Origin of the sequence: Bacillus sp. V2I10 (assembly GCF_030817055.1) — a bacterium.
Lineage (GTDB): Bacteria > Bacillota > Bacilli > Bacillales > Bacillaceae > Bacillus_P.
On sequence record NZ_JAUSYV010000001.1, the window covers coordinates 3,806,674 to 3,830,335 of the forward strand.

A 23,662-nucleotide genomic window follows, 5' to 3' on the forward strand; every position below is an offset into this window, starting at 1 on the left:
TCATTTTACCGTCACTTCCGTCCCGCCGAGAAGATCATCTTTCGGCTTTGAAACGATGGCATCATCCTCTGTTAAGCCCTCTTTCACTTCCATATAATCGGAAGAAGCCGTTCCAATTTCAATGGTCTTTTTTTTGTTTTTCCGTCTTCAACTGTATAGACAAAATAGTCCTCGCCATCCTGTTTTACAGCATCTACAGGCACCGTCTGAACATTGCGCTTTTCAGTTTCAATTTCCATGATCAGCTTAAAGCCGGGTTTTGCCTTCATTTCGCTGCCTTCAATGACTACCTCAACCGGATATTGTACGGCCGCATTTTCCGTTCCCATTGTACTTGATGAACCTCTTTTCCAACTTGCTTGGATAGATCCTTTTCTTTCTCACTTAAATCATCCAGCTGATTTTCTAGCTGATTGATTTTAAGATAGCTTGATTAAATGGATAGAGCATTTTGTTCTTTTTCAAGTGAGAATTGTTCATTTTCATAGCGAAGGAGGGGAGTTCCCTCTTTCACGGTCTCTCCCTCTTTTACTAGAATTTCAGTAATTTCCCCTTTTTCAGGATCTTGATAAATATACTGTTCATTTTGGAATTTCAGTGTACCTGGCACCATGACATTTGAAGCAATTTCCTGCTGTGAAAGCTTCACTGTACTGACCGTTACCTCTTCTTTACTCATCGCACGATAGACGTTTACACCAACAAGCAAAGCTAAGATTGAAACGACACCGATTGAAATCCAGATTTTTTTCTTCATGCTGCAGGGAACATCCCTTCAAGCACCCCTCCAGCAGCGGCTAATACCGCGCCGATGACGAAGAAAACGATTGCTATTGTCCAGGCTGCTGCTTTAGATAAACCTGCAACACGCTGAAGGCCGATTGCCGTCAAAATCGTTCCCCAAATCGTGAAAACTTCAAACGTCATGAGCAATCCGCCCAAGCCGCCTTCAGCATCAACAATACTGTTTAAGCTAGTGTATGGATTCATATAATTTTCTTCTTTTACTAAAAATGCAATAAGACCGTTTAAAAGCGTTCCGATAGATGTGACAAATGCGATGTAAATCGTCATGGAAAGAATTTGTTTGAATTTAACGGCAGAACCAACCATTTTCGTAAGGGCCAAAGTAATAGCTGCCATTATCAAAAGAACGATAATGCCTCCTATACCTCCGACAACGATAGAAACAATTCCCATAATTGTGCCAAATATGGCCGCTTCTTCTTCTGTTACCCCAAGCTCTGAAGTTAATTCCCCTGTAAGTTCCGCACTATAGACATATGATAGAAATGCCCCCGCCAATACCATCAGCGTGACAAGAAGAAATCCTACAAGCACTTTAGGATTTTGACGAATACGTTCAAACTGCTCCCCCGGGTTCATAATCATTCCGAATAAAGACGGTTTAGGGGGCTGCGGCGCGTTTCCTCCTACTGCCGGATTTGTTTGCTGTTCCATAATCCAATTACCTCCAATTTTATATGTTCTGTAAGTAATACGATTCTTATAAAGATACGTTTCACAATTTCTATTATTCTATGAATATATTTATTCAAAGCATTAAATAGAGCCAACCGCAATTGATTGGCCCTTCGTTCTTACCCTGCATCAAGCATTCTGAATTGAGCCTTCACAAGCTCAAAGTAGATTCCCTGCTGCTTCATAAGCTCTCCGTGATTTCCCTGCTCCATGATATTCCCATGATCGAGTACAATGATGTTGTCTGCCTCGCGAATAGTTGATAAGCGATGGGCAATCATAATCGCAGTTCTTCCTTTTAATAGCGTTTTTAATGCCTGCTGGATTTTCACTTCTGATTCTGTATCGATACTTGCTGTTGCCTCATCCAAAATTAATATTTTTGGATCTGCCAGAATGGCTCTTGCAAAGGAGAGAAGCTGTCTTTCTCCAACAGATAAAACGTTGCCGCGTTCTTCAACCTCTGTCTCATAGCCATTTACTAAATCTTTAATAAATTCATCTGCCCCGACAGCTTCAGCTGCTGCAATGACTTCTTCGTCTGATGCATCAGGTCTGCCGAAACGGATATTTTCCATGATCGTTCCCGAGAAGATAAAAGTATCCTGCAGGACTACACTGATTTGTGACCGCAGGCTTCCAATTGATAAATCCCGGATGTTATAGCCGTCTATCTTTACCTCACCGCCTGTTGCATCGTAAAAGCGGCTGATTAAATTAGCAATCGTTGTTTTTCCTGAACCTGTATGGCCTACAAGTGCAACAGTTTGACCAGACGCGATTTGAAGTGATACCCCTTTTAATGCTTTGCGGTTTCCATCATAGGAGAATTCGACTTTATCAAACTCGATATCCCCCTTCATATCTAAAAGAACGACCGGATCATCGGATTCTGATACAATTGGCTTTTCATCTAAAAATTCAAATATTCTTTCAGATGATGCCATCCCCATCAGAAGCTGATTATACACTTGGCCAAGCCTTGAAATCGGCTCCCAAAACATTCCCAGATAAAAAGCAAATGAAACAAACTCACCAATAGTAATCGATTCATTTGCAATTAATGAGGCACCGAACCAAATAAGGATACCTGTTCCGATGGCATTTGTCATTTCAACGAATGGACGGAACACGGCATTTTTCTGAGTAGCATCCTGCCAGCTGCTGAAGTTTTCCGTATTGATGCCATCAAAGAATTGGATGTTTTCCTTTTCTTGAGTGTATGCTTGAGTAACCCGGATGCCCTGTATACTTTCATTTAAATGTGAATTCAGCATGGACTGCTTCAGGCGTACCGTTTGCCATGATCTCCGGATTTTTTTTCGCAGGCTTGTTGAGATAAAAAACATGATCGGCAGGATAATCATGATCGCAAGAGCAAGAGGCGGACTGATTGTAAACAGAATAATGATAACGCCGATCAGCAGCAGGAAATCCATTAATAGATTGATAACCCCGCTTGTAAAAAGCTCCTGAAGAGAGTTAATGTCATTCATGATCCGAACGAGAATGGATCCTGCTGATCTAGAATCAAAAAAGCGATGGGACAGAGATTGCACATGTGTAAACAAATGCTTGCGCAAATCATAAATCACATTTTGCCCAAGCATGTTCATCCACCTGATCCTGAGCGTATTGGCCACATAAGAAACGAGGTAAAGCCCAAAAATGGACCCTACCAGCACCCAAAGCAGATCGAGATCCTTTTGAACGATTGCTTTATCCAGCGTGTATACACCGATTAAAATCGGCACAATTAAACGGACAATGGTCGTTAAAATAACGGTAAGAAATGAGAGGGGCAAAAGTTTTTTCGAATACGGCTTAATATACCCCATTAGCCTCCCCATCTGTTTCCAGTTAAAAGGTTTTTCTATGATTTGATCTGTAGAGTAGTAGAACCTCTGCTTAATTAAATCCTGTTTTTCTTTCTTTTGCATCTTTTTCACCTACCCTGCATTTGACTGTACAACAGCTTTTTGATCTTTATATTGAATGTCATAAATTCGTTTGTAAGAACCGTCTGTATGAAGCAGCTGTTCGTGTGTTCCTCTTTCGGCTACCTCGCCATCCTGAAGCACGATGATTTCATCTGCGTGCTTTAAAGAAGAAATCCGGTGAGCAATAATAATAGTCGTACGATCCTTCATCACCGCTTTTAAATCTTTCTGAATACGGAATTCAGTATCCATATCAACCGCGCTAGTTGAATCATCCAAAATCAGAATGCTTGGATCAACACAAATCGCGCGTGCAATGGAAATTCTCTGCTTTTGTCCTCCTGATAGACCCATGCCCCGTTCTCCAAGCATAGTGTCATACCCTTCAGGAAGTTCCATAATAAACTCATGTGCCTGAGCGCGTTTCGCTGCATCGATGATTTCATCCATTGTTGCATTTGGCTTTCCATAGGCAATATTTGATTTAATTGTTGTTGAAAAAAGGAAGGATTCCTGAAGAACAACACCAATACTTCCTCTCAGGGATTTTAAAGAATGATCTTTAATATCCTTTCCATCAAGCAGGATCTGGCCTGATGTCGGTTCATAGAAACGCGTCATTAATTGGGTGACGGTTGTTTTCCCAGAACCTGTGGCTCCAATCAGTCCAACCGTTTTTCCAGGAGGCGCATCAAATGACACATTTGTTAATGCCGGCACATCTTCATCATTGTATTTAAGCGAAACATTTTTAAATGTGACATGACCCGATAATTTGTCCGCGGACAAATCACGATCCGCATCACTGATTTCTTCATCCGCTTCCAAAATTTCAAGCAGCCGCTCGCCGGAAGCTTTGGACTGAGAGAACAGGTTGATGACAAATCCCAAGTTCATAATTGGCCACATGATATACCAGACAAGGCTGTAAAAAGCTACAAGCTCACCTGGTTTAAGACTGCCGTTAATCACCATATATCCGCCGAAAGCAAGCAAAGCAACAACTGAAATATTTCCGATGAACTCCATTAGCGGAAAATATTTAGCCCATATATTGGATGTATCTAAATACTTCTGTTTGTAATCGTTGTTTGAGGAATTAAACTTTGAAATTTCAAAATCCTCTCTGGATAATGATTTTACGGTATGAATGCCGCTGATATTTTCCTGAACATTTGTATTCAGTTTCCCAAAAGACTTACGAATGCTTCTGAAGGAAGGGTGCACCCGCTTGTCAAACCGGTAAACGGCGACGGCCAAGAACGGCAGAGCTGCAATCGTGACGAATGTCAGCGGAACTGAATAATAGAACATGACGCAAAGACTGATGACTATCAGAATAATGAAGCGGATTAACTCCGCAATCCCAAATGACAGGAAAAAACGAAAGCCTTCCACATCTGCTGTCAGCCTTGACATCAAGTCTCCTGTTTTGGCATTGTCATAATAGCGAAAAGGGAGGCGCTGAAGCTTTTCATAAAGCTCATTTCTCATTCTGTATACAGATTTTATCCCAAACATATCCCCTAAATACTGGTGAAAATAAGTCGCCACTCCCTTTACCGTCATAATGCCGACAAACCCGAGCGCGATCCATGGCACAAGAGAAAACTGTTCATTTAATACGACATCATCAATCGTAAACTGCAGCACCATCGGATACACAACTGTGATGGCTGTCATGATGAGCAAAAAACCCATTGACCACAAAAAATCATTTTTGTAAGGCATATAAAAGGCCCTTAGTTTTTTAAATGTTTCCAACGAAAATCCCTCCTTTGGCCTTTGCTGTTTTCTTCAACTTTCAAAATATTTACAACGTATTACTTAATATATCGGCTTTCGAAATATATTTCTAGTCATTTTACGCAATTTTTATAAAATTAATGCTAATTAATGAATTCAGACTCCTTCCTTATAATGAGGGTTATCAGTCATAGGGCTGAGAACATAAAAAAACATGGAATCTATGATCCATGCTTTAAAAACACACTATCTATTATTATGTTTAAGCCAGTCATTCATGACCAATGCTTCGGAAATCGCTTTTGTATCTTTTTCAATATCCCCGGGTGCATTTGCCTCGCCTATCACATATCCTTTAAGTTTCATGCCGACAAAGTCAAAAATGTACTGAAATTACTGCACGAGCGGCAATGCTTTGATCTTAGGCGAGTCTCCGCCAGCAATTATTACATATGCTTTCTTATCTTTTGCGTTTTCTTTAAAAGAAAACCGTTCATCTCTCAAAGCCTGTGACCAGAGATCAAAGAAATCCTTCATTGTTCCTGACATGCCGTACCAATATAGCGGGGTTACAAACACAATAGCATCTGCTTTAGAAAAACTTCAATCAATTCATTGAAATCATCTTCCACTGGCTAAAAACCATTTAGATCATGGCGCTGATCAGTAATAGGCTTTATTGTCATTTCCCTGAGATGTACTGGAGTATGATTGATATCTTTTAACAAGTACCTTGCTAATTTCTCAGAGTTTCCATTCTCGCGGCTGCTGCCATAGATGGCTAAAACTTCATTCTGACACTTCCTCTAATTATTGTGATTTCGTTTAGCTTTATTCAAAATCTGCAAGACACACTCCGTCTTTGCATATGCATATTCATTTCCTGTTTTCCAATCCTTCTTTGAAAGGTTCTGCTTTACATCCTCATACATCACACGATCTTCAGGATGTGTACGAAGATGATCACGAAAAAGGAGATGATCCTCCCACCATTGATGGGTTATGGGCACTGTATGTATGTGAGCAGTTCGGTGGTGATGCGGAATGTTGACTTCTTCTTTTTCAATAATATTTGGATATAGATGCAGATATTCTTTTTTTACCCCGATAAAAAATCGTCTGAAAGGCAAAGCTTCATCGTAAACCTTTTTATAAATATAGGAGGTATCAGCTAAAGCATCAACTGCACCAGACAGCTCTTCAATTGACGGCACGCCAATTAAAATATCAATGACCGGCTTAGCAGAAAGACCTTCAACAGAAGTGCTTCCGATATGTTCAATTTTAATAGAAGGATCTTTAAAGGCAATTTTCAGTCTCTTCTCGTGCTGGCGGAATTGCATTTTCCAGTCAGGGTTATATTCAGATAGATGGATCTTCATCTTATTTATCAAGCAATGGCTTGCCTTCAGCATCAACAAGCAAGGTAATCCCGACTCCGCCGCCAGAGATCGTCTGCAGGTATTGAACACCAGTTTCCGTGTCCTTGATGACCCTTATTACATCGAGTGTCCCTTGAGACTGAGTTACTTCAAAGCGTTTATTTGCTGCCATCCAGATCACTCCTCTTTCGCTTTTTTACTTCTGAGCAGATTTCACATCCATCGTATCATATTATTGTTAGAATCTTGAAGTTTGAATGTTTGGTTAACAGTTTCCCGGGGGATAATACATGCTTTTACTTTTACAAATAAGCAAGAAATGCTATGGAACCTTTTTCATTATGTTAAAAGTTACAGCTTCATTAAATTTCCTTTGGGAGAATTTGTTTTAAACCAGAAAAATGATAAGATGATAAATATTTCCAGCAAAAAAACTTAATCGCAGGAGTGATTCAAATGTCAGTAGACGTTTACCTTAATTTCAATGGTAATTGCCGGGAAGCAGTGGAGTTTTATGCGAAGGTTTTCAAAACAGAAGAACCTAAATTTATGACGTTCGGCGAATCACCGCCCAGCCCTGATTATCCTCTGCCAGAGGAAGCGAAAGATTTGATTATGCATACAAGGCTTAACATTGATGGAAGCAATGTGATGTTTTCTGATGTCTTTCCTGGAATGCCATTTGTTGAAGGGAATAATATCACGCTTGCTTTAGTTAACAAGAACATAGAAGAGCTGACCTCTATTTTTAATCAGCTTAAAGATGGCGGCACAGTAGTCATGGATCTTCAGGAAACATTCTGGAGCAAGCTTTATGGACAAGTAACAGATAAATTCGGAATTCATTGGCAGGTTAATTACGAATAAGTATAAGGGATTCCCACAAAAAAAGAGGCCGCGCTGGCCTCTTTTTTCAATTCTCAATATGTTTTAAAACCCTTGCCGGATTCCCTCCAACTACAACATTCTCAGGGACGTCCTTTGTCACAACTGCACCGGATGCAATGACAGCGTTGTTTCCGATTGTCACTCCCGGATTAATGACCGCTCTTCCGCCGATCCATACGTTGTCACCGATTGTAACAGGTTTTCCAAATTCTGCTCCGCTGTTTCTTTCCTCAGCATTTAATGGATGAGTGGCTGTATATATGTGAACCCCTGGCGCAAGCATGCAATTGGCTCCGATTGTTACCTTGCACACATCCAAAATAACGCAGTCAAAGTTAGCGTAGAAGTTTGCGCCTACATGGATGTTTGAGCCGTAATCGCAGCGGAATGTAGGTTCGATATAAATGTTTTCTCCTGTTGTTCCAAACAATTCCTTAAGGATGCTTTTTCGAGCATTGTCATCCGTTTCAATTGTCTGGTGGAACAGCCTTGTTAATCTTCTGGCACGAACACGTTCACGTATTAATTCTTCGTCTCCTGCAAGATACAGTTCTCCGTCTAACATCTTTTCTTTTTCTGTTTTCATCCATTTCGCTCCTTTATTTGCTGATCATAATTTTTACATTGTGTTCCCTGAGGATTTCCTGAAACTTTGCGGGAGGTCTCCGGTCCGTTACAAGTACATGAATCATTGAGAAATCAAAAGCACGATACTTGCTCTCTTGATTAAATTTGTTGTAATCCGCGAGCAAAAAGACTTGCTTGGAGCGTTCCGCAGCCGTTTTTTTAATGATCCGGTCTTCTTTTGTCTCATAGTAAATCCCGTCTTCGCCAATGGCACAGGCCCCGATAAATGCTTTATCAAAAGTTATGCTTTCAATAGCCGTCCGAAATTCAGGCTCATAGAAAAAACGATGCGTTCTGTCTAATCTTCCGCCCAGCAGGTGGAAATCTGCATTCTCATTTTCCGAAAGGGATTCCGCGTTATCAAGCGAATGGGTATAAATCGTTGCAGGCGTCTCAAGGTGATCACACAAAAACTTTATTGTTGTAGAGACATCAAAGAAACAGAGATCATGGTTTCCAATCAACCCTGCACTGTATTTCCCTATCAAATGCTTTTCCTTTGAAAACGAAGTTAGCCGGTTTTTATAAGCCTGTATTTCTTCTTTTATAATCGGCAGTGCGATGCCTCCGTGTGTTCTGACCGCTGCCCCCTGTTCTGCAAGCTTGACAATATCTCGTCTCGCAGTATCCCTTGAGATATGCAGCATTTCACAAATTTCATCATTTGACAGCATTTGCTTTTCATTAAGAGCATGAAGAATTTTCAGTAAACGTTCTTCTTGGTACATCCTCTTCACCTCCATCATCATTTTAACTGATTATAAGTGTTTTGTTAAGCATTTTTAAGTGATATGAAAACTCAAAAAAACAGCGCAATAAACCATGCGCTGTTTTTCCCGTTTAATTCGTTTCGGTTATTCCATTCAGCTCCCCTACAACCGTATCAACGATAAACACGGCGTCCTCTTCTTCAAGATTTAGAGGAGGGGATATTGCAAGTACGTTGTTATAGCCTGCTACAGTGGCGCCATTTTTCCCGATGATCAGCCCTTTTTCCATGCAAGAGGCAATCACTTTATTCACAAGTCCCGCATCCAGCGGTTTTTTCGTATCTTTGTTTTCAACCAGCTCGATACCGATCAGGAGACCTTTTCCTCTTACATTTCCAACAAAGGGATTATGCTGGAGACGTGATGTGAGTTCAGCTTTCATGCGTCCCCCTACCTCGCTTGATCGTTCAAACAGCTTTTCATTTTCAAAGATTTCGATGTTCTTCAGGGCAAGTGCACAGGCAGCCGGATTTCCGCCAAATGTGTTTACATGGCGGAAATAGTCATATTCCTCTGTTCCTTTAAAAGCTTCATAGATTTCTTTTTTAACCGCTGTAGCAGAGAGTGGCAAGTAGGCACTTGTGATCCCTTTAGCCATCGTAATGATATCCGGCTTCACTCCGTAATTCATGAATCCGAATGCTTTTCCGGTTCTGCCGAAGCCGCAGATGACCTCGTCAACAATGAGCAAAGCCCCATGCTTTTCGCACACTTCCTTTACACCTTTCATATAGTTCTCAGGCGGCATCAAAATGCCTCCGCCAGTTATAATTGGTTCCATGATCATCGCAGCAACCGTTTCGCTTAGCTCCCAGGTCATGGTCTGATCGATGGCCTGAACCGATTTTAGTTCAGCCGCTGCTGCATGATCTTCTTCAGGATAACGGTAGGAGTCCGGCGGCGGCACATGAATAAATCCCGGTGCCAGCGGCTCGTATTTATACTTCCTCTGCGCCTGACCGGTTGCAGCAAGTGAACCCATTGTATTGCCGTGATAGGCTCTGTACCTTGAAATAATTTTATAGCGTTCATGGCTGCCTGTTTGCTGATGATATTGGCGGGCAATCTTGAACGCTGTTTCATTTGCCTCAGATCCGCTGTTGGAGAAAAAAATGACATAGTCTCCGCCAAGCATGTCATTCAGTTTTTCTGAAAGCTGAATAGCAGGCAGATGACTTTGTGTCAGCGGAAAATAAGCAAGTTTCTTCAGCTGCTCATATGCAGCTTCCGCAAGCTCTGTTCTTCCATAGCCTGCATTTACGCACCACAAACCGGCCATGCCGTCTAAATACTTTTTCCCATTTGCATCACTGATCCATGCGCCCTTTGCTTCCTCTGCAAGAATAGTCGCCTCTGGATTGAATGGCTTCATAGAATGCCAAAGATATGCCTCATCTTTTTGCAGGGAATCTCTTATATCTGTACTCTTTTGCATATTCATCCTCCTTGTCTATTAAAAATCAAATCTGGATGTAATCATTTTTTTGCGTGTATAGAAGTTTACGCCGTCTTTGCCGTTAACATGTAAATCACCGTAGAAAGAATCCTTCCAGCCCGAAAATGGGAAGAAAGCCATCGTCGCAGGCACTCCTACATTAATTCCAAGCATCCCTGCATCTGCCTCTTCTCTGAACGTGCGAATAGCCTGAGCATCCTTTGTGTAAATGGTCGCGCCGTTTCCATAGCGGGATTTTCGAATATATTCAAGGCCTTCATCTAAATTTTCCGCACGAAGCACACTGAGCACTGGTGCAAAAATTTCATCCTTTGCAATGGTCATCTCAGGTGTGACCTTGTCAAAAATCGTGGCGCCTAAAAAATAGCCTTCTGTTTGATTCTCTATATCTCTTCGTCCATCACGCAGAAGAGTTGCCCCTTCTTCTATTCCTTTTTCAATATATCCCATGACTTTATTCAGATGAGTATCACGGATTACAGGAGTCAGAAGCACTTCTTCATCGAGTCCATTTCCCATCACCAAATCATCTGCTTTTTGCTTTAGGGTCTGCATAAATTGATCGCCGTATCCAACGACAACAACAGCGCTGCAAGCCATACAGCGCTGGCCCGCGCTGCCAAAAGCAGAGCTGATAATATGCTGAGCCGCTTTATCAAAATCCGCATCCGGCATAACGACATGATGATTTTTTGCACCCGAGAGGGCTTGAACCTGCTTCCCTTTTGCAGCAGCTTTTTCATAGACATATTTAGCGACAGGCTGTGAGCCGACAAATGAAATCGCTTTAATATCCGGATGCTCCAATAACCCGTTTACAACGTCATGGCTCCCATGAACAATGTTCAAAACACCGTCTGGAGCCCCTGCTTCCGTGAACATCTCAGCAAGCTTATTGGAAAGCAGCGGTGTCCGCTCAGATGGTTTTAAAACGAATGTATTTCCGCATGCCACCGCAAGCGGGAACATCCACAAAGGAACCATCATTGGAAAGTTAAATGGAGTGATTCCGCCGACTACACCAAGCGGATAGCGGAACATTTCCGAATCCATCTCTTCAGCAATTCCAGATAAGGATTCACCCATCATTAAACTTGGTGCCCCAGCTGCAAACTCGACACACTCTATACCTCTTTGAACCTCCCCATAGGCCTCTTTATAGGCCTTGCCATTCTCAGAAACAATTAATTTGGCAAGCTCCGCATGATTTTCTGTCAATAGATGATGATATTTAAATAGAATTCTTGCTCTTTTAGGAACCGGCATCAGCTTCCACGACTTAAATGCTTGTGCTGCTGCTTTTGCCGCCTGGTCTACATCTTCGGCGGTTGAGATCGGAACGGATGCAATCTTCTTCCCTGTTGCCGGATTTATTACGTCCTGCACTTCTTTTCCCGTCGCACTCACCCATTTTCCATTGATGAAATTTTTAATTGCGGCTGCTTCATTTGCAACTGTCATTGTTATCCCTCCTGATATTCTAAAATTATGTACATTATCCCTCACAAAGCAGCGGCAATCATTAGACACTATGTAAAAGATACGAGGGGAATAACGCTACAGTTTGATTGAAAAGTGGAACCGGCTGTTTAGCCCCGACAGGCAGATAAGAATTCGCCAGAAAAGTCCGGGTTTGACTTTTTTTGCGAATTTGTTCTGACCGAGTGGCTAGGAGGTGGAACTGGACACCAAGAAAGGCGGAAACGCCCGTTTAGCGCAGGCAGAGAGATAAGGCTCCGACAGAAAAGGCACTTTTTGCCTTGCTGGCGTTTGAGCCGTTCTGGCCAAGGTGTTGGGCGGTGGAGCTGGACAATGTGAAATGTGGAACCGACTGTTTTGATGAAGAAATCATATTGGAAACGGCTACTTTTTAATTAATTCCTGGACTTTCATACTTAATTCCAAGACTTTCACAATTAATTCCCATACTTTCCATGGTAATTCCGAGACTTTTATAATTAATTCCGTACAAATGTGAACAACTCGATTCACCAAACCAGGCAGAAAAAAGAGCACTCTTCCAAAGAGTACTCTGTTCTCCTATTCAATTTTATGCTGGAGCGGAATGGACCCTTCTGTATTCATGATAAAATCATGAGCCATGAGCATAAATTCGAGGGCAAGTCTTCTGTCTGAGTTCATGAAGTTTTCCCCAAGCAGCAATTCTAGCTTTTCTATACGATGGTAAAGGGTTTGCCTTACAATAAATAATTTTTTAGATGTTTCTTGCTTAGATCCGTTGCATGCTAAATACGTTTTTAAAGTAATCAGCATGTCCCCGTTGTATTTCCGGTCATATTCAATCACAGGCGCCAAATATTCATGAATCGTTTCTTCGAGATCACCGTGTTTTTTTAACAATGACATCATTCGATACATATGCAGGTCCTGATAAAAGTAGCTTTTTCCTTCTTTTGAAAGGGAGTCCTGCAGGGCAAGGGTTTCTTTGGCTGTTTGATAGCTTAGATGAATATTTCCAAGTTTGTCGGCAAACTTCCCGACACCAGTGGAAATAGAGGAGGTTCTGATCCGTTCTGATCCATTTCCTGAATGGATTCTTAAAAGGGCACCTTCCATCCGCTCTTTCCAATCCTGTTTGTGCCGTTTGTTTCCCACGATAAAAATGAGATGATGACGGACTTCAACCGTAAATAAATGAAACCCAAATTGTTCAAATACCGTTCTGAACAAAAGCTTGAGATAGGTGCTGTCCACGTTTGGCGCCTGGCCCGACAGATCAGGAGATAGCTTGCAAATACAGACTGCTCCACCATTCAAATGAAGTTTGGGATCAATAAAAGAAAGCTGTTCTTTGATAATTTCATCCGTGTATTCGCCTTCAAGCCAGTTTGTCAGCCATTCGCTTTCTTCTGCCATCTTTTTTTCTTTTACATATAAATCCCTCAGCAAATGCTGGGCAAATGCGTTAGCGGTTCTGTCTAAAATGAGCAGATCAAATTCGTTCAGTTCGCGGCAGTTAGCGATAATCAGCAGCTCGGCGTAGGTCTCGCCGAGAATCTGTACATTCTGACTTGCGATCTTGGATTTTATGTTTTCATCTCTATTCTTGATTTTCAAAAGCAGCGCTTCTTTTTCATTTCCCTTTGGCTCTGGGAAAAAATCAGCTTTATTTCCGCTTAATACAGCAATAACCTGAACCTCTAAATAGGCCTGGAGAAATTTCAGGATTTGCTCATAGTCTTCAATTTCAAGCAGCATCTTGTTTAGCTGCTGAGAATAATTTTCTAAATCAGAGAGAAGTTGATATTGTTTATTGATGATGAGGGAATGCACGTCTTGAGTAATTTCAACAAAGGGAACCTCTTGATGAAACAAAATGATAGGAAAATGGTGGTGATCTGCAAGTTCAATTACTGCTTCCGGAATACTGTGAATGTGTGTGCCCATTTCGATGCATAGACCGGCAGTATGCCTCTCGATCAATTGTCTCAGAAACGAAACAAAGTTTTGGGGATTATCTTTAAAGCCTAGACCCGTTGTAAGAATCAGCTCATGGCCATTTAATAGATTGCTGATTTGGATCGATTCGACAATATGGACCCATTTCAATTGGCGGTGCAATCCTCTTGCACCAGCAATTACTTCAGTTTGGGCAAAATGCTTTCGATTTAAAATTTCATCAATCGTTATGTATGATTTCATTCGCACACCCCTTTTTGATGTCGCTACTGTCTATTATAATGAAGGGCATGTTTGAACACTATACGTTTGTCAGTTTTTCTCACAAAAAAGATAGGACAAATTCTGCCCTACCTCTGTCGAACGGTGTCATTTGAAGTTTTGAGACAGCAGCTTTGCTGAAAAATACTTTCTGGCATCCGCAGTTTTCACATGCATTTCAGCTGAATCGTTCTGATCCTTCTTATTTCTGAATGTAAGATAAGCACCGCTTAAATTTTCAGTTACGCGTGTGATTTTGTAGCCCTGACCCAGATAAAAATCAATCTTATCTCTTTCAGACAGGTATTCCTGATAATCAGACATAAGGAGCCTCCTTGTTTAAATTTGCTCTGTTTGAACAGGGCCAACTGCGACGTTCGGTACGGATTCATCTTCAAGATCGATTGTCCAGTCATTTCCTACTGTTATGCCAAGATACTTTTGATCATCAGGATCTTTTAATTCAGCTTGGGTATAGATCTCAAACCACCAATATTTAGCCAGGATGTAATAGGTGATGCAGCCGACCGCAAAACCTACAATAAATGAGTAGGAAGGGATAGCGGCTGCAGCTGCCCCGCCAAGGATCCACGCGATAAAGCCGGCAACGTTTATTCCTTTCATATATTTGTATTGACCCTCGGGTTCATAGAGGTCCTTCACATTCACTCTGCGCTTTCGAATCAAATAATAGTCAGCTACTAGAATACCGCAAATAGCAGACAGGATTCCTCCAACTATTAATAATATTCCAATAATAACTCCAAATAAACTCCAAGGCTGAACGACAATTCCAATAAAACCGGCAACGGCTACACCTGCCCAAAAAGGAACCTTTGGCCCCCCGACGTTAGAGAAAATGACAGCCGCAGGAATCAGATTGGCAGAGGTATTTGTCGACCACTGCGCAAAAACAATCATAACCAATAAGATACCAAGAATAATGCCGGTTGCAGACTGCTGGAGGGCAACAACAGGATCATAGTTCGTCACAGCGATATAAGAAACAGCACCAATCACAACCATAAAGGTCTGAACGATTGGATAGGCAATTAAATTGCCGGCAATTTGGCTTTTGTTCCGCTTAAACCAGTTTTTTTCTAATTTAGGCGCTTTAACAAAACGGGAAAGCGATGGCATATCCGCAGCGAGTGTACCCCAAAATCCCATGTTGGACATAATGACTACCATAAAAGCGGTAACAGCTGCTCCTCCGGTTACCGGATTTTCTACCCAGGACCATACGTTTCTGCCTTCCTGAAGGGCATGATCGGAAAGTGTAAAATACATCCAGCCAGAAATAATGATGATAACAGGCGCTGCCAGATCGGCAAATCGTTCAATCGCCTTCATTCCAAGAGCTGTATTGACAACTTGCAGGATTGCAAATATGAAGAAACAAACCATCCAATTATTAAAGCCAGATAAAGTAGCAAGGATGGCATTCATTGCACTCGCGCCAAAGTAAGTATTGACGCCAAACCAGCATGAAGCCACAAACCCCCGAACAACGGAAGGAATATGTGTCCCGATTGTCCCAAAAGGAGCCCTCATATAAACAGGAAAGGATAACCCATGCTCAACTCCGATATCGCCAGTCAATGTCATTAAAAGACCAAGGGCTATCGAACCGATGATGGTTGCAGCAACAACCCAGCCAAGTGGAAGACTTTGTACACCGGCTCCTCCAATAGCAAATGCAGCCAGTACAACTGCCATCCCAACCCAGATTAAAGCAAAGCCCAGCGAACCAATGTTTTTCTTGTGATGAGGAATCGGCAGCAAATCAGGAGACTTCAAATAATTTTTAGCCACTTACGCATATCCCCTTCCAATTGGTTATATCTTTGGATATTTTTCAGATAGATATTTTTGCGTTTTCGCTCGTGTCAAGCAGCTCTCCATATTTAGCTCTCTTTTGATATTGCCCTCTGCCTGCCCTGCCGGCAAATTTCCTATCCCGTACGACGAATTCACCTCTTGATAGAACGGATACTGGCTCTCCTGTTACTTGCAGTCCCTCAAATGCGTTATAATCAACCGCCATATGGTGAGTTTCAGCAGAAATCGTCCGTTCTGCAGCGGGATCAAAAAGGACAAGATCCGCATCAGAGCCGACTGCAATCGTTCCTTTTTTAGGATAGAGACCGAATAGCTTTGCCGTTTTGGTGCTTGTCATATCCACAAATTGATTTAAAGATATTCTTCCTTTTTTCACGCCTTCAGAAAAAAGAATACTCAGACGATCTTCTATAATAGGGCCGCCATTTGGAATTTTAGTGAAATCTCCTTTTCCCAAATCCTTTTGTCCTTTAAAATCAAAAGAACATTGATCAGACCCAAGAGTTTGCAGCACTCCCGTTTTTAGCGCATTCCACAGCACATCTTGATGTTTCTTATCTCGGAGAGGCGGTGACCAGACATATTTTGCACCTTCAAAATCAGGCTTTTCCAAGTACGTTTGATCAAGTACCAAGTACTGAGGACATGTTTCCCCCCATACATCAAAGCCCTTACTTCTTGCTTCGGCAATTTTTTCAACAGCGTCAGCACAAGACACGTGTACAACATATAGCTGTGAACCAGCAAGCCCTGTTAATTGAGCAGCTCTGCCAGTTGCTTCGCCTTCCACTTCTGGAGGGCGTGTTAAGGCATGGTAAATCGGGTCTGTCTTTCCTTCAGCAAGGGCTTTTTTAGTCAGATAATCAATGACATCACCATTTTCAGCATGAACCATGACAAGACCGCCAAGTTCTTTAGCCGTTAAAAGCGTTCGGAATAATGTTTCGTCGTCAGCCTGAAAAACGTTTTTGTAAGCCATAAAGACTTTAAATGAAGAAATGCCTTCTTCATTAATCACAGCAGGAAGCTCGCCAAGTACGTCATCATTTATTTCAGAAATCATTAAGTGAAAACTGTAATCGATCACTGCTTTATCCCTGGATTTTTCATGCCATATCTGAATGGCATCCTTCAAAGGTTTTCCTTTTTCGGTTAAACAAAAATCAATAACCGTTGTTGTGCCTCCAAAGGCTGCGGCCATTGTTCCGCTCTCAAAATCATCCTTTGTGACGGTTCCGCCAAAAGGCATTTCAAGATGTGTATGCGGATCTATACCGCCAGGAAAAACGTAGCACCCCTTTGCATCAACGATTTCTGCGTCTTCTTCAGGCAGATTGCAGCCAATCGCCGCAATTTGTTCCCCTTCCACTAAAATATCTGCTTTATACGTATCAGCAGCCGTGACGATTATGCCATTTTTTATTAATTTTTTCATCAGATCCACGCCCTCCCTTTACTTCACAAAGTCAGCACTCGATGTTCTAAGTGCACCAATAACTGCCTGTCTTTTATTCCATGTCATTGGAGGCAGTTCATTTGCAAGCTCAATCATATCAATCGCGCCGTCCACTGGACATACGATTGAGCAAAGGTTGCAGCCTACACAATCTTCCTCGCGCACTTTCAGATAGGACTGACCGCTCTCATCCTTAAGCATGTCAATGCACTGATGGGATGTATCTTCACAGGCAATGTGGCATTTATTGCAGTTGATGCAGACATCAGTATTAATTTTCGCTACAACTTTATAGTTTAAATCAAGCTCTCCCCAGTCCGAATATCTTGGAACAGACTTGCCGACCAGATCCATGACGGAGGATAAGCCTTTGTCATCTAAATAATTGGACAGGCCTTCAATCATATCTTCAACAATTCGGAATCCGTGATGCATGGCGGCTGTACAAACCTGGACGCCCATTGCACCCATCAGCATAAATTCAACGGTATCTTTCCAGTTTGAGATTCCGCCAATGCCTGAAATAGGAACGTTAATCCGCGGGTTTCTTGCGCATTCAGCAACCATATTTAAAGCAATCGGCTTAACTGCAGGGCCGCAGTACCCGCCGTGGGCTCCTTTTCCGGCTACGTGCGGAATCGTATTCCACGTATCAATGTCGACGCCTGCGAGGCTGTTAATTGTATTGATCATGGAAATGGCATCAGCTCCGCCCGCGACGGCTGCCTCAGCTGTCACAGTAATATCGGTAATGTTTGGCGTAAGTTTGACAATCACAGGGGTTTTAGCCGCTTCTTTTGCCCAGTAGGTTTGTCTCTCCACCAGGTCCGGCACCTGACCTGATGCGGCTCCCATGCCCCGCTCTGCCATGCCGTGGGGACAGCCGAAATTCAGCTCAAGTCCGTCTACTCCGACATCCTCCACCCGCTTTACAATTTCATGCCATTTCTCCTGCTTCGGTTCAACCATCAGCGACACAATAATGGCATGATTCGGGAATCTTTTTTTTGTTTCATAGATTTCTTTTAAATTGACTTCAAGTGGGCGGTCTGTAATTAATTCAATATTATTAAAACCGGCTACACGCTGCCCATTAAAACTGACTGCAGCAAAGCGGGAGGATACATTTAAAATTGGATCCCCGAGCGTCTTCCATACAGCTCCTCCCCAGCCTGCCTCAAACGCCCTCTGAACCTGATAGCCCGAGTTCGTCGGAGGGGCGGATGCGAGCCAAAAAGGATTCGGTGACTTTATCCCTGCAAAATCAATTCTTAAATCAGCCATGAATGAACCTCCTTTTAAGAAATGCGGAATCGCCCGTTAGCTCCGACAGACAGATAAGGATCCGGCAGAAAAGGCGCTTTTTGCCTTTACTGACGGAGCCGTTCTGGCCGAGGAGCTGGGCGGTGGAGCTGGACAACTTGAAATGCGGAACCGCCTTCTTCCGTTTCTAAAGGCGGATCCGTTCAGATCAAGTATCATTTAGGCAAGCTTCAGTTCTTCAAAAGATATCTTTTTATGAATCTCATAAGCTGTCAGCTTCCCTTGCTGAGCAGCTGAAACAACCATCGCTTCTCCCTGGCCTTTCCCGAAAATAACATCTCCGCAGGCAAAAATCTTCTCGTTTGAGGTTTGATAAGATTCTTCTGAAATTCGCACCACCCCGTCAGAGTGTTCTACGCCGAATTGCTCGATTAAATCAAGATATCTAGATTGCCCGATTGCTCGGATGACTGCATCTGTTTCGATGATAAACTCAGAGCCTGGAATGGCAACAGGACGCGGTCGCTGTCCATCACTTCCTGCAGAAAGCTCCATTTTGAAGCATTCAATTCCTATTACTCTGTTATCCTCATTCGTCACAATCCGCTTTGGAGCAGTAAGCCATTTGAATGCAACACCGTCCTGTTTGGCGAAGTCATATTCAAAATCGTAGGCTGTCATTTCTGCCTGAGTTCTGCGGTAGAGAATGCTGACATCCTCTGCACCAAGTCTGACTGAGCAAGTTGCAGCATCAATTGCCGTGTTTCCAGCTCCTATTACAACTGCCTTCTTCCCAATCAGCTCCATTGTTTTTGCTGTTTTCGTATCTTTTACAAAATCAATTGCATCGTAGACACCATCTGCATCTTCGCCTTCAATGCCAAGCTTTGGAACTGAAGACATGCCTACAGCGAGAACAACGGCATCATAGTTCTCTATCAATTCGGAAGCCATGACATCTTTTCCGACCCGTGTATTTGTCCTGATTTCAACATCAAGACTTTTCACTTGCTCTACTTCCCAAAAAGAAATGGATTGAGGAAGCCTGAAAGAGACGATGCCATACGTGTTTAAGCCACCGGCATATTGTTCAGCTTCAAAAATCGTTACGCTGTAGCCGAGCAAAGCAAGCTCCCTTGCTGCTGATAATCCTGCAGGTCCTCCGCCGACAATTGCCACTGTCTTTCCATTCTTTTCACCAGCCCGAAACAGGATCTGTTCATTATGAATCGCCCAGTCTGTCGCATAGCGCTGCAGGTTGCCGATCATAATGGGCTTTGTAGATGAATTAAGTACACACGCACCTTCACAAAGCTCCTCCGTCGGGCAAACACGGGAACAGCTTGCCCCCACAGGATTAGCCGTCATAATGGTTTTGGCGGATCCCTTCAGATTTCCTGAAGCGATTTTCTTTATAAAAGAAGGGATATCAATCCCAGTCGGACAGGCCTGAATACAAGGAGCGTCATAGCAATATAAACATCGATTGGCTTCCTCGAACGCTTCCCTGTTTGACAGGGCCTGCTCAACTTCCATAAAATTTCTCTCTAAATCGATTAAAGAAATTTCCCTAGTCAAGGTAAAAACCTCCTTTTCCGGCGATTAAGGCAGCAAAGCCGTCATTTCCTGATACGTTTCGGGACGTCTGTCACGATAAAACTGCCACGTATCCCGGACTTCACGGATTAATTTTTTATCCATCTCACCTATGACGACCTCGTCCCTGTCACGGCTTCCTTCAGCCACAAAGCGTCCTCTTGGATCGGCAAGATAGGATTGTCCGTAAAACTCACCCATGTTCCATGGCCCTTCATAACCAACCCGGTTGATGGCCCCGATGTAATACCCGTTTGCAACTGCATGAGCAGGCTGTTCAAGCCTCCATAAATATTCTGAAAGACCCGCTACTGTAGCTGATGGATTAAAGACAATTTCAGCTCCATTTAACCCAAGGAGCCTTGCACCTTCCGGGAAATGCCGATCATAACAGATATAGACTCCAATTTTCGCAAAAGCTGTATCAAATACGGGATAGCCGAGGTTGCCCGGTTTAAAGTAAAACTTCTCCCAGAAACCGCCGCCTTCTTTGCCAACTCCCACATGCGGAATATGATGTTTACGGTATTTTCCTAAGTATGATCCATCCGCATCGATAACTGCAGCTGCATTATAATAAGTAGCAATTCCTTCGCGTTCATAAATTGGCAGCACAATTACGACGCCCAGTTCACGGGCAAGCTCCTGAAACCTTTTTGTAGTCGGTCCATTTGGAATTTCTTCCGCTGCGTCGTACCATTTCGTGTTCTGCTCCGTGCAGAAGTATGGGCCATAAAAGATTTCCTGAAGACAAACAATCTGTGCACCTCTGTCGCTTGCTTCTTTCACAAGCTTGATATGCTTTTCAATGGCTTTTTCCTTGTGAACTTCGACAGCCTCATTTCCATCTACATCATTGCTTGCCTGAATTAATCCAATTACAACTTTGTCTGACATAGGAAAGCCTCCTTAGGAACAATTCTTCTCATAATAAAAAATATTCAAAATATTAAAAATTCAATCTTTGCATCTATTTTACTTTCATTTCCGTCCGTTTACATTGTACATATTGTTAAAAGGTTTCTTTCATTTCTCTTGCACTATGTAAAAAAGGTGAACATTTTTCAGGGAGCAGACAGATTCAATCTATTTTGTTTTTATGTAAAATTTGTGTTATCGCCGGTTTTTCGTTAGGATAGGTATGGGACAAGTGAATTAAACTTGAGAGATTGGAATGATACATATTGAATATTGCAGCCTACACGGTTGAAAAATTGCATGATCCATTCGGAATATTATCAGGGGATCGCTATGAATTCTTTTTAGAACTGGATGTTGATGAAGACGACGAACTTTATACGGAAAAGGGTCTGCTATTAAAGGTTATTTATTTAGTGGATGACAGCAGCGGAAGAATCTCTGTTTATCATCTCATGGAAAAGGAAACAAATACATTCCTTGATTTTGAGCTTGATGAAGAAGAAGAAGCCATGATAAAAGAGTTTTGCCAAGGGCATTATTCAGAGGAAAATTAAGAAAGAGCAGGCGAATATTACTCGCCTGCTCCTTTTTTATGCTTCTATTTTTTTGCCTTCTTCAACGATACGAAACAGAAGATGCGCCAGATGATGAATCGGTCCATATGCTTCTTCCTCTTCGTTCGTTTCTTCATTAAACTCCAGATCATTTAAATAAAGAGCAGTGAATTGATAGAAATCCTTCAGCTCAAATGAATAGCAGGCGCTTGGATCTTCCTGCTCCTCTTCATAATGAAGAACGAGGTACCACTCTTTTCCGTCTTTGTCTTCCCCGTCAAAGAAAACGAAAAAACCAACGTTTGTATCAAGCTCGAACAAATGACGTGTTCCGCCTTCTGTTACGCGGTGAAAATCTTCCTCGTTCATCTTTTGGACTGTCATGGAATCTGTTTGATCTTCTTTATGAAATTCTACTGAAAATGGATTCATGATATCTCTCCTATGTATTAGATTCTTCCCTATCGTATACCACTTTCATCTGAAAAACAAAACGAAGACCCCTTTTTCAAAAAAGGGGCCGTTTCATTACTTTTTAAAAATGCCAAAAGGTTTTCCAATCGGCAAGAAAACACGTCCGAAATGTGCATTCAATACAGCCGCTGCTGACCCGTAAAATGATAAGAGGGCAATCAGCATTTCAGAAACCGCCGCAAGCATATGAGTCGCTTCGTGCATAATGCCGAAAGAGCTTAAAGATAGACCGATAAATAAGAAATCAATGAGAACAAAGATAAAAAATAACACTTTATGAGTTTCCATGGCACCAATTGTCATAAATAAGCTGAATATTAAATAACCGACAAAAGCAAAGCCAAGCTGTTTTGGATCAACGCTTGCTGCAAGCTCTTCTCCGAATACACCTAATTGGATGAGCCAAGAACCTCCTACACCAAGCCAAAACAGGCCAAACGCACCGAAAGCAGTCGTTCCAAACGTGTTGTTGTGCTTAGCATCATTGATGCAGGCAAAAAGCTGTGCAAATCCCCCTAAAAAAATCGCCCACGGTAAAATAAAAGAAAGACCTTCCGTTAACCCAAGCTTTTGCGAAGAAGCAACGAGTGTAACCATTGCAAGTCCAAAAAGTCCAAGCGCTGAAGGATCTGCGGTTGTCATTTTTACTTGTTGTACATTCTGATTGTTCATGATGAACCTCCTATATTTTAAACACATACTTGAACAAGATACAGGATTGGGATAGTGGTGTCAATGAGTTTTTAGGGGATTTAATATAGTAAACGATTACATTTTTTAAATAAAAAAAATAAAAAAAGCTGCCATTAGGCAGCTTTTTAGCTCATTATAATTTTACAACGTTCTCAGCTTGAGGTCCGCGGTTGCCTTCAACGATGTTGAATTCAACTTCTTGGCCTTCTTCTAACGTTTTGTACCCTTCGCCAGTGATCGCGCTGAAGTGAACGAATACATCGTTTCCGCCTTCAACTTCGATAAATCCAAAGCCTTTTTCTGAATTAAACCATTTTACTTTTCCAGTTGCTTGCATAAGAAAACCTCCAAAAATTTTTTAATATGTCCTACTATTTACAACATGGTAAATAAAATATTCACATATTATAAAGAGTATCAATAAGAGGAATAGATAGCCTTTATAACATGTGAATGCTAAACCCCATATGAATTCATCTTAAAAAGATTTGACTGATAGTCTGACAATATCTATTGGTCATTCATTTATTTAACTGTGAACACAAAGCAACGAAAGCCCTACCTCTCTCTCGTCCTTGCGGCTCCGATGACCGCGCCAGCTTGAATTGAGCTAACAAAAATCAAAGGATTTGAACTTAAAAAACTAGATTACCCAATAAGGATAATTGAATGTGAATCTCTATTATTTCTTGGTAGAAGGGTATTTATATTATGAACTAACTTTTTTATTATACATTGATAGAAAAAGAAAATCAACATTTTGGATTGATTGAGCTTTTTTGGAAGATGTGAAATGAAGCACCATTTCTAATACCCTTGCTATTTTGATTGTTATATTGATTTCTAATTATGGTGCTAATCCTGCCTTCTATTTAATATTGTGAAGGTAAT

The 23,662-nt window shown here is 41.9% G+C and carries 24 protein-coding genes and 1 pseudogene; 2 read left to right on the forward strand and 23 right to left on the reverse strand.

Translation table 11 applies throughout. The annotated features are described in order from the left end of the window. Nucleotides 1–83: 83 nt before the first annotated feature. From QFZ72_RS29800 to QFZ72_RS19260, 9 genes and pseudogenes are all read right to left on the reverse strand, one after another. A complete protein-coding gene (locus tag QFZ72_RS29800) occupies nt 84–329 on the reverse strand; it encodes an RND family efflux transporter (RefSeq protein WP_307436499.1) in 246 nt (81 codons plus the stop codon). Then, complete coding sequence (locus QFZ72_RS29805) at nt 287–418, reverse strand: hypothetical protein (RefSeq protein WP_483862267.1); 132 nt, start codon at nt 416–418, stop codon at nt 287–289. Before QFZ72_RS29805 ends, QFZ72_RS29800 begins: the two co-directional genes overlap by 43 nt. Nucleotides 419–433: 15 nt before the next feature. Continuing rightward, nucleotides 434–757 (reverse strand): efflux RND transporter periplasmic adaptor subunit, encoded by a 324-nt coding sequence (locus tag QFZ72_RS29810; RefSeq protein WP_307436502.1) that lies wholly within the window; start codon nt 755–757, stop codon nt 434–436. Beyond that, nucleotides 754–1,461 carry a YknW family membrane protein gene (gene yknW / locus QFZ72_RS19235; protein WP_307436505.1) on the reverse strand — a complete coding sequence of 236 codons (708 nt, stop codon included), beginning with the start codon at nt 1,459–1,461 and terminating at the stop codon, nt 754–756. Before yknW ends, QFZ72_RS29810 begins: the two co-directional genes overlap by 4 nt. A gap of 140 nt (nt 1,462–1,601) precedes the next feature. After that, nucleotides 1,602–3,422, reverse strand: coding sequence for an ABC transporter ATP-binding protein (locus tag QFZ72_RS19240; protein WP_307436507.1), 1,821 nt, complete (start codon nt 3,420–3,422; stop codon nt 1,602–1,604). Between the two features lie 9 nt (nt 3,423–3,431). Then, the gene (locus QFZ72_RS19245; protein ID WP_307436510.1) at nt 3,432–5,186 is read right to left on the reverse strand and encodes an ABC transporter ATP-binding protein; all 1,755 of its coding nucleotides are present in this window, start codon (nt 5,184–5,186) and stop codon (nt 3,432–3,434) included. Nucleotides 5,187–5,414: 228 nt separating this feature from the next. Further along, nucleotides 5,415–5,947, reverse strand: a pseudogene (locus QFZ72_RS19250) (flavodoxin family protein). 27 nt (nt 5,948–5,974) lie between these two features. Further along, nucleotides 5,975–6,550 (reverse strand): GrpB family protein, encoded by a 576-nt coding sequence (locus QFZ72_RS19255; RefSeq protein WP_307436513.1) that lies wholly within the window; start codon nt 6,548–6,550, stop codon nt 5,975–5,977. Between the two features lies 1 nt (nt 6,551). Beyond that, the gene (locus QFZ72_RS19260; protein ID WP_307436516.1) at nt 6,552–6,722 is read right to left on the reverse strand and encodes a DUF6440 family protein; all 171 of its coding nucleotides are present in this window, start codon (nt 6,720–6,722) and stop codon (nt 6,552–6,554) included. Nucleotides 6,723–7,006: 284 nt separating this feature from the next. On the opposite strand from QFZ72_RS19260, the gene QFZ72_RS19265 reads away from it, so the two are divergent. Then, on the forward strand, nt 7,007–7,417 hold the full coding sequence (locus tag QFZ72_RS19265; protein ID WP_307436519.1) for a VOC family protein: 411 nt from the start codon (nt 7,007–7,009) through the stop codon (nt 7,415–7,417). Nucleotides 7,418–7,463: 46 nt separating this feature from the next. Here QFZ72_RS19265 and QFZ72_RS19270 read toward each other — a convergent pair whose 3' ends face one another. The 11 genes from QFZ72_RS19270 to QFZ72_RS19320 form a co-directional block, all read right to left on the reverse strand. Continuing rightward, nucleotides 7,464–8,024, reverse strand: a complete 561-nt coding sequence (locus QFZ72_RS19270) for a maltose acetyltransferase domain-containing protein (RefSeq protein ID WP_307436520.1) — start codon at nt 8,022–8,024, stop codon at nt 7,464–7,466. Nucleotides 8,025–8,037: 13 nt separating this feature from the next. Next, complete coding sequence (locus QFZ72_RS19275) at nt 8,038–8,793, reverse strand: DeoR/GlpR family DNA-binding transcription regulator (RefSeq protein ID WP_252204952.1); 756 nt, start codon at nt 8,791–8,793, stop codon at nt 8,038–8,040. A gap of 112 nt (nt 8,794–8,905) precedes the next feature. Next, nucleotides 8,906–10,270 carry an aspartate aminotransferase family protein gene (locus tag QFZ72_RS19280; RefSeq protein ID WP_307436523.1) on the reverse strand — a complete coding sequence of 455 codons (1,365 nt, stop codon included), beginning with the start codon at nt 10,268–10,270 and terminating at the stop codon, nt 8,906–8,908. Between the two features lie 18 nt (nt 10,271–10,288). Further along, entirely contained in the window at nt 10,289–11,752 is a 1,464-nt protein-coding gene (locus tag QFZ72_RS19285) for a CoA-acylating methylmalonate-semialdehyde dehydrogenase (protein ID WP_307436524.1), read from the reverse strand. A 579-nt stretch (nt 11,753–12,331) separates the two neighbouring features. Beyond that, entirely contained in the window at nt 12,332–13,954 is a 1,623-nt protein-coding gene (locus tag QFZ72_RS19290; protein ID WP_307436527.1) for a PucR family transcriptional regulator, read from the reverse strand. Nucleotides 13,955–14,080: 126 nt separating this feature from the next. After that, the gene (locus tag QFZ72_RS19295) at nt 14,081–14,296 is read right to left on the reverse strand and encodes a hypothetical protein (RefSeq protein WP_307436529.1); all 216 of its coding nucleotides are present in this window, start codon (nt 14,294–14,296) and stop codon (nt 14,081–14,083) included. 15 nt (nt 14,297–14,311) lie between these two features. Beyond that, entirely contained in the window at nt 14,312–15,787 is a 1,476-nt protein-coding gene (locus QFZ72_RS19300) for an NCS1 family transporter (RefSeq protein ID WP_307436532.1), read from the reverse strand. Between the two features lie 43 nt (nt 15,788–15,830). Further along, on the reverse strand, nt 15,831–17,249 hold the full coding sequence (gene hydA / locus QFZ72_RS19305; RefSeq protein WP_307436536.1) for a dihydropyrimidinase: 1,419 nt from the start codon (nt 17,247–17,249) through the stop codon (nt 15,831–15,833). Between the two features lie 18 nt (nt 17,250–17,267). After that, nucleotides 17,268–18,554 carry an NAD-dependent dihydropyrimidine dehydrogenase subunit PreA gene (gene preA, locus QFZ72_RS19310; RefSeq protein ID WP_307436539.1) on the reverse strand — a complete coding sequence of 429 codons (1,287 nt, stop codon included), beginning with the start codon at nt 18,552–18,554 and terminating at the stop codon, nt 17,268–17,270. Between the two features lie 198 nt (nt 18,555–18,752). Next, on the reverse strand, nt 18,753–20,069 hold the full coding sequence (locus QFZ72_RS19315; protein ID WP_307439869.1) for an NAD(P)-dependent oxidoreductase: 1,317 nt from the start codon (nt 20,067–20,069) through the stop codon (nt 18,753–18,755). 66 nt (nt 20,070–20,135) lie between these two features. Next, on the reverse strand, nt 20,136–21,026 hold the full coding sequence (locus QFZ72_RS19320) for a nitrilase-related carbon-nitrogen hydrolase (protein ID WP_307436543.1): 891 nt from the start codon (nt 21,024–21,026) through the stop codon (nt 20,136–20,138). Between the two features lie 287 nt (nt 21,027–21,313). Between QFZ72_RS19320 and QFZ72_RS19325 the strand changes: the two genes are divergently transcribed. Further along, complete coding sequence (locus tag QFZ72_RS19325) at nt 21,314–21,604, forward strand: DUF6509 family protein (RefSeq protein WP_307436546.1); 291 nt, start codon at nt 21,314–21,316, stop codon at nt 21,602–21,604. Between the two features lie 36 nt (nt 21,605–21,640). On the opposite strand, the gene QFZ72_RS19330 is transcribed toward QFZ72_RS19325, so the two are convergent. The 3 genes from QFZ72_RS19330 to cspD all read right to left on the reverse strand — a co-directional run bounded on the left by QFZ72_RS19330 (nt 21,641) and on the right by cspD (nt 23,108). Beyond that, entirely contained in the window at nt 21,641–22,036 is a 396-nt protein-coding gene (locus tag QFZ72_RS19330; protein WP_307436549.1) for a cytosolic protein, read from the reverse strand. Nucleotides 22,037–22,132: 96 nt separating this feature from the next. After that, nucleotides 22,133–22,750 (reverse strand): acetate uptake transporter, encoded by a 618-nt coding sequence (locus QFZ72_RS19335; protein ID WP_223441783.1) that lies wholly within the window; start codon nt 22,748–22,750, stop codon nt 22,133–22,135. Nucleotides 22,751–22,904: 154 nt separating this feature from the next. Further along, nucleotides 22,905–23,108 carry a cold-shock protein CspD gene (gene cspD / locus QFZ72_RS19340; protein ID WP_070878053.1) on the reverse strand — a complete coding sequence of 68 codons (204 nt, stop codon included), beginning with the start codon at nt 23,106–23,108 and terminating at the stop codon, nt 22,905–22,907. Between the last annotated feature and the right edge of the window lie 554 nt (nt 23,109–23,662).

Coding starts and splice junctions, on each gene's coding strand:
- QFZ72_RS29800 (WP_307436499.1), bottom strand. CDS start 329: ATGGGAACGGAAAATGCGGCCGTACAATATCCGGTTGAGGTAGTCATT.
- QFZ72_RS29810 (WP_307436502.1), bottom strand. CDS start 757: ATGAAGAAAAAAATCTGGATTTCAATCGGTGTCGTTTCAATCTTAGCT.
- yknW (WP_307436505.1), bottom strand. CDS start 1,461: ATGGAACAGCAAACAAATCCGGCAGTAGGAGGAAACGCGCCGCAGCCC.
- QFZ72_RS19240 (WP_307436507.1), bottom strand. CDS start 3,422: ATGCAAAAGAAAGAAAAACAGGATTTAATTAAGCAGAGGTTCTACTAC.
- QFZ72_RS19255 (WP_307436513.1), bottom strand. CDS start 6,550: ATGAAGATCCATCTATCTGAATATAACCCTGACTGGAAAATGCAATTC.
- QFZ72_RS19260 (WP_307436516.1), bottom strand. CDS start 6,722: ATGGCAGCAAATAAACGCTTTGAAGTAACTCAGTCTCAAGGGACACTC.
- QFZ72_RS19265 (WP_307436519.1), top strand. CDS start 7,007: ATGTCAGTAGACGTTTACCTTAATTTCAATGGTAATTGCCGGGAAGCA.
- QFZ72_RS19270 (WP_307436520.1), bottom strand. CDS start 8,024: ATGAAAACAGAAAAAGAAAAGATGTTAGACGGAGAACTGTATCTTGCA.
- QFZ72_RS19275 (WP_252204952.1), bottom strand. CDS start 8,793: ATGTACCAAGAAGAACGTTTACTGAAAATTCTTCATGCTCTTAATGAA.
- QFZ72_RS19280 (WP_307436523.1), bottom strand. CDS start 10,270: ATGCAAAAGAGTACAGATATAAGAGATTCCCTGCAAAAAGATGAGGCA.
- QFZ72_RS19285 (WP_307436524.1), bottom strand. CDS start 11,752: ATGACAGTTGCAAATGAAGCAGCCGCAATTAAAAATTTCATCAATGGA.
- QFZ72_RS19290 (WP_307436527.1), bottom strand. CDS start 13,954: ATGAAATCATACATAACGATTGATGAAATTTTAAATCGAAAGCATTTT.
- QFZ72_RS19295 (WP_307436529.1), bottom strand. CDS start 14,296: ATGTCTGATTATCAGGAATACCTGTCTGAAAGAGATAAGATTGATTTT.
- hydA (WP_307436536.1), bottom strand. CDS start 17,249: ATGAAAAAATTAATAAAAAATGGCATAATCGTCACGGCTGCTGATACG.
- preA (WP_307436539.1), bottom strand. CDS start 18,554: ATGGCTGATTTAAGAATTGATTTTGCAGGGATAAAGTCACCGAATCCT.
- QFZ72_RS19315 (WP_307439869.1), bottom strand. CDS start 20,069: ATGGAAGTTGAGCAGGCCCTGTCAAACAGGGAAGCGTTCGAGGAAGCC.
- QFZ72_RS19320 (WP_307436543.1), bottom strand. CDS start 21,026: ATGTCAGACAAAGTTGTAATTGGATTAATTCAGGCAAGCAATGATGTA.
- QFZ72_RS19330 (WP_307436549.1), bottom strand. CDS start 22,036: ATGAATCCATTTTCAGTAGAATTTCATAAAGAAGATCAAACAGATTCC.
- QFZ72_RS19335 (WP_223441783.1), bottom strand. CDS start 22,750: ATGAACAATCAGAATGTACAACAAGTAAAAATGACAACCGCAGATCCT.
- cspD (WP_070878053.1), bottom strand. CDS start 23,108: ATGCAAGCAACTGGAAAAGTAAAATGGTTTAATTCAGAAAAAGGCTTT.